Genomic DNA, 9,443 nt, shown 5'->3' on the forward strand with positions numbered 1-9,443 from the left:
TGCTTGAGGATATACGTCTAGACAATACGCTCAACGTATTGCCCAGTCTCTCGTGCTTCGGTGATACACGCTGTCAAATCCCAAGGGATAAAGGGGTCTGTGGTTGTTTCTTGTGTAGGAAGTTGAGCACGTTGTTGAACCAGTTCTTGCAAAGGTTCTAAGACAAAAGCACGTAGGTGCATACGTGGGTGAGGTAAAGTCAGTACGGGGTCTTGGCTCACGTCATCATTAAAAAGTAATACATCTAAATCTAAGGTGCGTGGTGCGTTACGATAGGGGCGCTCGCGTCCATGCGCTAATTCTATTTTTTGTAAAAGTTGCAGTAACGCCATTGAGCTTAAGGTGGTCTCAATAAAAGCCACCGCATTGACATAATCAGGACCGCTACTATCGACGGGGGAGCTACGATAGAAGCTAGAGCATTGCACCGTTGTAATGGCAGTTGCTTGGCGTAAGTCGGCAAGGGCAAGTGCTAAGAAATTCTCTGATTCGCCTAGATTGGAGCCTAGACCAATGTATGCTTTGTTTATCATCTTATTAAGAGAAAATATGTTGTCGTGGGATTATCTATTGCGGGGGATGAATTGTATTTTATCCTTTATAAAGGATAAAAGCGATTGGATAATCGGTACTATGGTAGTAAAGCGTGTAGGGTGTTTCTTATGGCATATCAATTAGAAAATAGATTGGTCATCGGTGTAGCGTCAAGTGCAGTATTTGATTTAACGGAGTCGGATAAGGTATTTAGGGAAAAGGGTGAGGAGCAGTATAGACATTTTCAAGAAGAGCAGATGTCTAATCCTTTGCCTAAAGGGATAGCTTTTCCTTTTATTAAGCGATTGTTGTCACTTAATGATTTGGATTATAAAAATCCATTGGTTGAAGTTGTTTTATTATCGCAAAATGATCCTGATACAGGATTGCGAGTGATGGAATCTATTCAGCATTACAAATTAAATATTACCAGAGCTATTTTTACACAAGGGAAATCTCCCTATCATTACATTCCCGCTTTAAACATAGCGTTATTTTTGTCTGCAAATAAAGATGATGTTGATGCAGCAATAGCGAAAGGCTTTCCTGCTGGACATGTATTAAGATCTCAATTTAATGATGATGAAGATGATGTAGAGTTGAGGATTGCTTTTGACTTTGACGGTGTTTTAGCGAGTGATGAGTCAGAGATTGTTATGCAAACATCAGGTTTGGATAAGTTTCATGAGCATGAGATTAAGAATGTCATGCAGGCTCATGACCCTGGTCCTTTAAAAGAGTTACTGGTTCGTATTACTAAAATCCAGAAAGTAGAAGAGCAATATAAGAAAAAGAATCCTAATTATAAAAACCGTATCCGTGTGTCTGTGGTTACAGCACGTAATGCTCCCTCACATAAGCGAGCAATGAATACGTTAAAACAGTGGGGAGTGATGGTGAATGATGCTTTCTTCTTGGGTGGGATTGATAAGAAGAGAGTATTGAATGTTTTGAAACCGCATATCTTTTTTGATGATCAAACAGGTCATTTAAAATCGACAAGCGAAGTGGTGCCTTCAGTACATATTCCTTTTGGTATTACGAATAGAAATCAAAAAACAATCAGTCAGCCTCAAAAGAAAATAATAAAGAGAAGTAAGAAGTAGTTTATAGGAAGGTTCTTCAGAGGTTTGATGAGAGAAATAACTCCATAAAAAATCCTTTCTTTATGGAGTTATGATTTTAATCATTAAACTTTTTCTTTAATACTTGCGTCTACGGCATCTGCCCATTTCTTTTTACTCGAACGACGACGAGTACGACGTTTGCGTTTAGCTGGGCTATTTGAGTCTTCTGTATTGGCAGTGGGTCGTTTGCCTTTTGTGCCTGAACTCGCTTTACCTAATTCATTCACCATCGTGGCTTTTTCACCGTCTGATGCATTGGCGAGATCCATCCACCATTGGGCTAATACGCTATCGAATTCATGGCTAGCCGCACGGATTTGTAGAAAGTCGCAAGCGGCACGGAAATAAGGTTGCTCAATCATACGCCAGATAAAGCGAGGGCTGCGCTTGGCAAAACGAGGTTGCATTAACCATATCTCACGCATTTCGGCGCTATGACGTTTTTGTAGTGCTAGCTTTTGTACTTGCTCATCTAATACGCGATTCGTGGCATTTACAAGCGCAGGGACGGGAGGAATATCAGGATTTTTTCTGAATTCTTCTTTTTGATAAGCTTGTACCAGAGGCCATAGCAATGCGGCGTAGAGGAAGCTTGCGCTGACGTGTTTATTGCTACGAATACGGTGGTCTGTGCGTGCTAAGGTTAATTCAATGAACTCTTGACCACCGGCTTGTTTGAGAACAATATCTAATAGAGGTAATACTCCTTGATGCAAACCTTCGGCACGTAATTGCTGTAGGCATGTCATGGCATTGCCACACGTCAGCAATTTAAACGTTTCGTCAAAAAGACGTGAGTCGGGTACATTGGAAATCAAATGCGACAATGACTTGATAGGCAGATGAGTGTCTTTCTCGAGTGTGGCATCTAATTTTGAGGCAAAACGTACAGCGCGTAGCATACGCACAGGATCTTCACGATAACGTTTTTCAGCATCGCCAATGATGCGGACAATACGTCGGCGTAAATCATTGACACCATTATGATAGTCAATGACTTCTTGTTTAACAGGGTCATAATAAAGGGCATTGAGCGTAAAATCACGGCGTTCTGCATCGCTTTTTATATCGCCAAACACATTATCATTGAGAATGCGTCCTTGTTCATCCGTGATTTGTTCACCAGCCGCACGGAAAGTGGATGTTTCAATAATTTCTGAGCCAAAGACGACATGAACAAGACGGAAGCGTCTACCAATGATGCGCGCGCGACGGAAAAGTGAGCGCACTTTTTCGGGGGTGGCATTGGTCGCCACGTCAAAATCTTTGGGCTCGTGTCCTAAAATTAAATCGCGAACAGCACCGCCAACAATATAGGCTTGATAGCCTTTATCTTGAAGGACTTCGCAGACTTTAATCGCATTGCGAGAGACAAGACGTAAGTCAATTTGATGCTCTCGTTGCGTATAAACCTTAGGGCTTGTTGCAGACTTTTTTCCTGAGAATAGTCGAGCAACATATTGAGTAAAGGTTTTCTTTAACATAGTTTAAATTTAAAATAAATCAAGAATCGCCCAACCTTTTTCTTGAGCAATTTTACGTAATGAATCTTGAGGATTAGTCGCAACTGGATGAGTCACTTTTTCTAATAAAGGTAAGTCGTTAATCGAGTCGCTGTAGAAATAACTCTTTTCAAAATCATTTAAGCTTAAACCAAGAGTGGCAAGCCATTCTTGGACTCGAGTGATTTTCCCTTCTTTGTAAGAGGCTGTACCAACAAATTTACCTGTATAACGTCCATTGATAAACTCAGGTGTTGTGCCAATGATATTTTCAAAGGCAAATGCGCGTCCAATAGGGGTGATAACGAAAGTGTTGGTCGCACTGACTAAACAACATAAGTCGCCATTGCTGAGATGTTTATCAACTAAATCGGTAGCAACCTTTTTGATATTAGGGCGAATCACTTCTTGCATGTAGATTTCGTGATATTTAGCTAAGTCATAAGGGCTATGCATTTTTAAAAAGCCGAGCATCACGGCGGCGGATTCTTCAATGGTTAATGTACCTGCCTGATATTTAGCATAAAGCTCATCATTGCGGCGACGAACGGCCTCAGGATCTCCGGCAAGCTGATGACGGATGAGAAACTCGACCCATTCATGATCGCTATCGATAGGCAATAGCGTATGATCCAAGTCAAATAAGGCAAGATTTCGGCTTGTCATTGAAAAATCTCCTGAGATTGAATAAGTTGTTTAAGCAGAGGGATAGTAATCGCGCGTTGTTGACTTAATGAATATGCATCAAGTGCTTCTAAAAGCGCAAAGAGTGTACGGATATCACGAGGGCAATAGGTAAAAATCCATTGCAATACCTCTTTGCTCAGGCGCAGTCCTTTAGCTTGAGCGCGTTGTTCTAAGGCGTTTTTGCAGTCTTCGTCATTGAGTACTTGTACCTCATAGACTAAGCCCCACCCTAGACGATTACGTAAATCTTCGCGCATGGAGAGTTGCATAGGGGAGGCATTGGCGGTGGCGACAATAGAAAAAGCATTAGGAAGTAATTTTCTAGCCTGCCAATCGTTGTATAAATTAAAGAGAACGGCTTGCTGCTCTGGAGAAAAGAGATGAACATCATCGACTAATACAACAGTACGAGGAGGGAATTTAGGCAGTGCGCTCATCTCAGCAGGGAAGTTGTGTGGCCCATAGGGTTCATGTTCACCTGCTAATGCTTTAAGTATATGTGATTTACCTGTGCCAGCTTCTCCCCACAAAAAAATCGACAATCCTGCTTTTAGGTGAGTAAGTATCTCAAATACCTCTGTATTTTTGCCCACGATGAAGTTATCAAAACTCGGCGTGGGTTTTAAAATTAAATCCGCTAAAAATAATTGTTCTTTCATGGGGAAAACTGCAACGATTTTTTTCTATTCATCGTAAAATTATACTTTCTTCTCTCGTCGCAATGGCTAGAAACGACTTCTAGTTGGTTAAGACGATACCTTAATTAACGCTATTTTACATATTTTAGGCAGATTCCATGACTACGAATGAAAAAAACTCACTGACTTACCGTGATGCAGGTGTTGATATTGATGCGGGTGATGCTTTGGTGGATCGTATTAAACCGCTAGCCGCTAAGACAATGCGTGAAGGTGTAATGGCTGGTATTGGTGGTTTTGGTGCTTTATTTGAAGTGCCTAAAAAGTACAAAGAGCCAGTATTAGTATCAGGTACAGACGGTGTAGGTACAAAACTTCGTTTGGCATTTGAGTGGAATCGTCACGACACAGTAGGTATTGACCTTGTGGCAATGAGTGTGAATGATATTCTTGTTCAAGGTGCAGAACCACTATTTTTCTTAGACTATTTTGCTTGTGGCAAGTTAAGTGTCGATACTGCAGCGGCCGTTGTTGGCGGTATTGCTAAGGGTTGTGAGCTTTCAGGTTGTGCCTTAATTGGTGGCGAAACAGCAGAGATGCCGGGTATGTATCCAGAGGGTGAGTATGACTTAGCGGGTTTTGCCGTGGGTGCGGTTGAGAAATCAAAAATCATTAATGGTCAATCTATTAAAGTAGGCGATAAGATTATTGGCTTAGCATCGAGTGGTGCTCACTCTAATGGTTTCTCATTAATCCGTAAGATTATCGAGCGTGCAGGTGCTAAACCTACCGATGACTTCCATGGACAACCATTGGCTGATGTGGTGATGGCACCAACACGTCTTTATGTTAAACCTGTTTTAGCAGCATTGGCTAAACATGGCGAGGCGATTAAAGGTCTAGCGCATATCACCGGTGGTGGTTTGTTAGATAACGTACCTCGTATTTTACAAGCGGGTCTCACAGCAGAGATTAAACAATCGGCATGGACATTCCCGCCATTATTCCAATGGCTACAAGAGCAAGGTAATGTCGAGCAAGAAGAAATGTATCGTGTCTTTAACTGCGGTATCGGCATGGTGATTGTGGTTTCTGCAGAAGAAGAGGCAGCGATTACACAAACCTTAAAAGAGCAAGGCGAAACCGTTTATGCATTGGGTGAAATCGTTGCTCAGAAAGAGGGACAAGCGCAGACCGTTGTTATCTAATTGTCATTAGTGCTTTTGATGGATAAGCCACACTGTGCGATTGTGCAGTGTGGTTTTTTGTTGTGACTATTGCTTTGGCGAATAGGTGTTAGACTTATTGGTATATATCTGTTTGCTGTAGAGTTGAAATTAATGAAAAAAAATTCTTTTATATCATATAATTAAAAGATAGGGCTACACAGAATGGTGGGTATTATGCAGCTTACAGTACGAGAAAGAAAAGAGGCTGTTCAATTTGCAGTCGATAATAATCAGCTTGAAGGAATATTGATTGGTGAGGAAGCTTTAGCAATTTTTAATCGTTGGGCTGAGGGTGATATTTCCTTTCAAGAGGTCGAAGACCGTATTTATGAATTATGCAGAATCAGATGATTATCTAGATGATAATCATGTATTTATCAATAAATTTGGCATAAAAGATAAGAGTGAACTAGAAAAAGTTGAGATTGCGGAGAGACTACACCCTTTAGAAAAATAGCAAACCTTGTCGCTATTAGCATGCAAGGTTTGCCAAAGCACTTAAGGTTTGCGGAGACATTTCGATACACAAAGCGAGTTAGGCGAACGAAGTGAGGCTCTGTTCGAGCGACTGTGCGAAATGTGTAGCAGACCTGATGGTTATTTGCATTGACAACTGACCACACTGCAGACAGTTCACTATATATCGTCCTTACTGCAGAACTTGTGTATTGATTAGACCACACTGCAGACAGTTCACTATATATCGTCCTCACTGCAGAACTTGTGTATTCGCTCGGACAGCAAAGTGCGTCGCTATCGCTCGCCGTTTGCAAACTCGCTCGATACATCAAGTTCTCTCCGTAAGGACGACCATTAACTAGCACTATCATCTAGGTCAGTTTGTCGGAGAGTAAACAACATCTAGCAAACTTCTCACCTTTACGAGTACCTGTGCTGGCACATCAGCACTAAAACAATCAATCATTATTCGCTCAGGCTGACTACGCAGCCATGTAATTTGTCTTTTCGCTAATTGTCTTGTCGCGGCAATACCTTGTTCAATCGCAGTATCTAAATCCACCTCACCGGCAATATACGCCCATAGCTGACGGTAGCCGACACAACGAATAGAGGGGAGATTGATATGCAAATCGCCTCGCTCAAATAATCCACGTACCTCATCGACAAAACCTTTATCAATCATTTGCATAAAACGTTCAGCAATACGCGCATGCAGGTCAGCACGGTTCTCTGGTTCTAGACTAATCGTGACGAACTGGTAAGGTGATGCATTGTTTTTTTGTTCTGCAAAAAGTTGGGAAAGAGGCTTACCGGTTAAAGTGATGACCTCTAAGGCACGTTGAATACGTTGACTATCATTCGGGGAAAGCCGTTCTGCGGTGATAGCATCAAGTTCACGCAATCTCGCATGCATGGCTGGCCAACCTATGATGGCAGCTTCTTTTTCTAATTGCTCTCTTAGTGCCGCATCGGCGGCTGGTAAGTCATGTAAACCATCGCGTAAGGTTTTATAGTACATCATCGTACCACCAGCGAGGATGGGAATACGTCCACGCTGTTGAATATCTGCGATAAGCTTTAATGTATCGTCATAAAAGTCTGCTGCACTATAACTTTCTAAAGGATCTTTAATATCAAGTAAGTGCTGTGGTACGAGAGTTTGCTCTTCTGGACTGGGCTTTGCTGTACCAATATCCATACCACGATAAATGGTTGCTGAGTCAACATTAATAATCTCAATAGGCAGGTGTTCTGCTAGTGTGAGAACTGAGGCAGACTTACCAGCTGCAGTTGGACCTGCAATACAAATAATCGGTGAGGGCGTTGTCATTATTGACCTCGCATAAAGAGCTTATCTAAATCAGCTAAAGACCAACTAAACCAAGTGGGACGGCCATGATTGCATTGGTTGGCACGTTCGGTTTGTTCCATTTGACGTAGTAAAGTATTCATTTCAGTCAAACTTAGTAAACGATTCGCTCGCACAGAGCCATGGCATGCCATGGTGGCCAGTAGTTCATTGCGTTGTTCAGTCAATAAATGAGAAACGCCTACATTTTCTAAATCATGTAAGACTCGACGAACCATGGTTTCAATATCCCCTTTTGCCAATAGTGCAGGGACAGCACGTATAGCAATCGATTGTGGCCCAGCAGCACTTAGACTTAATCCTAGGCTTTGTAAGATGCTGGCGTATTCATCAATTAACGCAATTTGTTTTTCTGAGGCATGAAAGACCACGGGGACTAAAAGCGTTTGTGCGCTTAAGTCATGTTGATCAATACGAGTTTTTAATTGTTCATACAAAACGCGCTCATGGGCGGCATGCATATCAATAAGAATAAGTCCTTCTTTATTTTGAGCAAGGATATAGATGCCGTGAAGCTGACCAATGGCCATACCAAGGGGAAAGTCATCTGTATTCGATGTGGATATATTTACTTGAGCTTCACCTACAGCACCGCCAAAGGAACTACCAACAAAAGGTGCCGTTTCGGATAAAGAAGGGCTTGTGGTATTTAAGGGAGCATAGGCATGTTGCCAAGCTTCGCTTTGATTAATCGATAAGCTAGTTTGTATAGGTTTTTGATAGGTAACAGCGGGTTTAGCCCCAATAAATGGATTCGCTTGATTGAGAGTAGGTAATCCATTTGTTTTCGAGTTGATGGCAGTATCACCTGAAACAGCGGTATTGTCTTTGCTCGCAATAAAAGGAGGATTTGCATCAGCTTCATTTAACTGATGGACAGCCCCTTGACCGCCTAATTTTGCTAAGGCTTGTGAGACGCTATGCTGCATAAAGCGATGAATGGCCCCACTATCACGGAAGCGGATTTCGCTTTTGGCTGGATGTACATTCACATCGACTAAATTGGGATCAATGGATAAAAAGAGCACAAAAGCCGGTTGACGGTCACCGTGAAGTACATCAGCGTAAGCACTACGAATCGCATGGGAGACAGTACGGTCACGGATAAAGCGACCGTTGACATAGAAATATTGTTTATCGGCTTTTGCTCGAGCGGCACTAGGTTGTACGACCAGACCATGAATGCTACATACGGCACTACTATGATTGACTTCCAGTCCTGCGTCTAAAAATTCCTTACCTAATACATCACGAATACGTTGTAAGGTATCGGTGGCTTGCCATTGTTTGTAGGGCTTGTCATTGTGAAAAATACGAAAACTAATGCTAGGATACGCAAGTGCAATGCGTTCTATGGCATCGACACAATGAGAAAATTCGGTTTGTTCTGATTTTAAAAACTTACGGCGAGCAGGGATTTCATCAAATAATTGCTGTACATCCACGACGGTACCTATCAATCCAGCGGCAGGTTCAATCACGCCATGCTGACCATCAATAGACCAAGCGTGTTTTTGGGAAGCGGTACGAGAGGTGAGTGTCAGTCGTGCCACAGAAGCAATAGAGGCGAGTGCTTCACCACGAAACCCCATGGAATTGACAGACTCTAATTCGCTGAGAGAACGAATCTTGCTAGTAGCATGACGTGTAAGCGCGAGAGCTAACTCTTCTTTTGGAATCCCACTACCATTATCTATCACACATAAACGACGGATTCCTCCACCGTCTAGACGTAACTCAATCTGGGTTGAACCTGCATCAATCGCATTTTCGACTAATTCTTTGAGGACGGAGGCAGGACGCTCGATAACTTCACCAGCGGCAATTTGGCTGATAAGCTGATCGGGTAAAAGATGAATATGGCGACGCTCTGACATAGCAAGGATTACAGATAA

Annotated in this window: 9 protein-coding genes; 3 read left to right on the top strand and 6 right to left on the bottom strand. The window is 42.3% G+C overall.

The genetic code is table 11. The annotated features are described in order from the left end of the window. Positions 1–17 precede the first annotated feature (17 nt). Entirely contained in the window at positions 18–533 is a 516-nt protein-coding gene (gene folK, locus HKX39_RS02790; protein WP_216605018.1) for a 2-amino-4-hydroxy-6-hydroxymethyldihydropteridine diphosphokinase, read from the bottom strand. A 129-nt stretch (positions 534–662) separates the two neighbouring features. On the opposite strand from folK, the gene HKX39_RS02795 reads away from it, so the two are divergent. Continuing rightward, entirely contained in the window at positions 663–1,640 is a 978-nt protein-coding gene (locus tag HKX39_RS02795) for a 5'-nucleotidase (protein WP_171679776.1), read from the top strand. A gap of 83 nt (positions 1,641–1,723) precedes the next feature. Here the strand turns inward: HKX39_RS02795 and pcnB are convergent, their stop codons facing one another. From pcnB to HKX39_RS02810, 3 genes are read right to left on the bottom strand one after another with little or no spacing between them, the layout of a single operon-like run. After that, positions 1,724–3,145 (bottom strand): polynucleotide adenylyltransferase PcnB, encoded by a 1,422-nt coding sequence (pcnB, locus tag HKX39_RS02800; protein WP_171679777.1) that lies wholly within the window; start codon positions 3,143–3,145, stop codon positions 1,724–1,726. Between the two features lie 9 nt (positions 3,146–3,154). Beyond that, positions 3,155–3,829 (bottom strand): HAD family hydrolase, encoded by a 675-nt coding sequence (locus HKX39_RS02805; RefSeq protein ID WP_171679778.1) that lies wholly within the window; start codon positions 3,827–3,829, stop codon positions 3,155–3,157. Continuing rightward, positions 3,826–4,509 (bottom strand): HdaA/DnaA family protein, encoded by a 684-nt coding sequence (locus HKX39_RS02810; RefSeq protein ID WP_171679779.1) that lies wholly within the window; start codon positions 4,507–4,509, stop codon positions 3,826–3,828. The genes HKX39_RS02805 and HKX39_RS02810 overlap by 4 nt, the downstream gene beginning before the upstream one ends. A gap of 137 nt (positions 4,510–4,646) precedes the next feature. On the opposite strand from HKX39_RS02810, the gene purM reads away from it, so the two are divergent. Continuing rightward, complete coding sequence (purM, locus tag HKX39_RS02815) at positions 4,647–5,696, top strand: phosphoribosylformylglycinamidine cyclo-ligase (protein ID WP_171679780.1); 1,050 nt, start codon at positions 4,647–4,649, stop codon at positions 5,694–5,696. A gap of 195 nt (positions 5,697–5,891) precedes the next feature. Next, positions 5,892–6,068 (top strand): antitoxin VbhA family protein, encoded by a 177-nt coding sequence (locus tag HKX39_RS02820; protein ID WP_171679781.1) that lies wholly within the window; start codon positions 5,892–5,894, stop codon positions 6,066–6,068. 484 nt (positions 6,069–6,552) lie between these two features. On the opposite strand, the gene miaA is transcribed toward HKX39_RS02820, so the two are convergent. Together miaA and mutL are read right to left on the bottom strand one after the other, a co-directional pair. Further along, entirely contained in the window at positions 6,553–7,509 is a 957-nt protein-coding gene (gene miaA, locus HKX39_RS02825; RefSeq protein ID WP_171679782.1) for a tRNA (adenosine(37)-N6)-dimethylallyltransferase MiaA, read from the bottom strand. Then, complete coding sequence (gene mutL, locus HKX39_RS02830; RefSeq protein WP_171679783.1) at positions 7,509–9,425, bottom strand: DNA mismatch repair endonuclease MutL; 1,917 nt, start codon at positions 9,423–9,425, stop codon at positions 7,509–7,511. Before mutL ends, miaA begins: the two co-directional genes overlap by 1 nt. Positions 9,426–9,443: the final 18 nt, after the last annotated feature.

It is taken from the genome of Pelistega suis (assembly GCF_013133795.1).
Lineage (GTDB): Bacteria > Pseudomonadota > Gammaproteobacteria > Burkholderiales > Burkholderiaceae_B > Taylorella > Taylorella suis.

What these genes read in the sequence shown, in the direction of transcription:
- purM (WP_171679780.1), top strand. Translation starts at nt 4,647, where the DNA reads ATGACTACGAATGAAAAAAACTCACTGACTTACCGTGATGCAGGTGTT.
- HKX39_RS02820 (WP_171679781.1), top strand. Translation starts at nt 5,892, where the DNA reads ATGCAGCTTACAGTACGAGAAAGAAAAGAGGCTGTTCAATTTGCAGTC.
- pcnB (WP_171679777.1), bottom strand. Translation starts at nt 3,145, where the DNA reads ATGTTAAAGAAAACCTTTACTCAATATGTTGCTCGACTATTCTCAGGA.
- HKX39_RS02795 (WP_171679776.1), top strand. Translation starts at nt 663, where the DNA reads ATGGCATATCAATTAGAAAATAGATTGGTCATCGGTGTAGCGTCAAGT.
- miaA (WP_171679782.1), bottom strand. Translation starts at nt 7,509, where the DNA reads ATGACAACGCCCTCACCGATTATTTGTATTGCAGGTCCAACTGCAGCT.
- HKX39_RS02810 (WP_171679779.1), bottom strand. Translation starts at nt 4,509, where the DNA reads ATGAAAGAACAATTATTTTTAGCGGATTTAATTTTAAAACCCACGCCG.
- folK (WP_216605018.1), bottom strand. Translation starts at nt 533, where the DNA reads ATGATAAACAAAGCATACATTGGTCTAGGCTCCAATCTAGGCGAATCA.
- HKX39_RS02805 (WP_171679778.1), bottom strand. Translation starts at nt 3,829, where the DNA reads ATGACAAGCCGAAATCTTGCCTTATTTGACTTGGATCATACGCTATTG.
- mutL (WP_171679783.1), bottom strand. Translation starts at nt 9,425, where the DNA reads ATGTCAGAGCGTCGCCATATTCATCTTTTACCCGATCAGCTTATCAGC.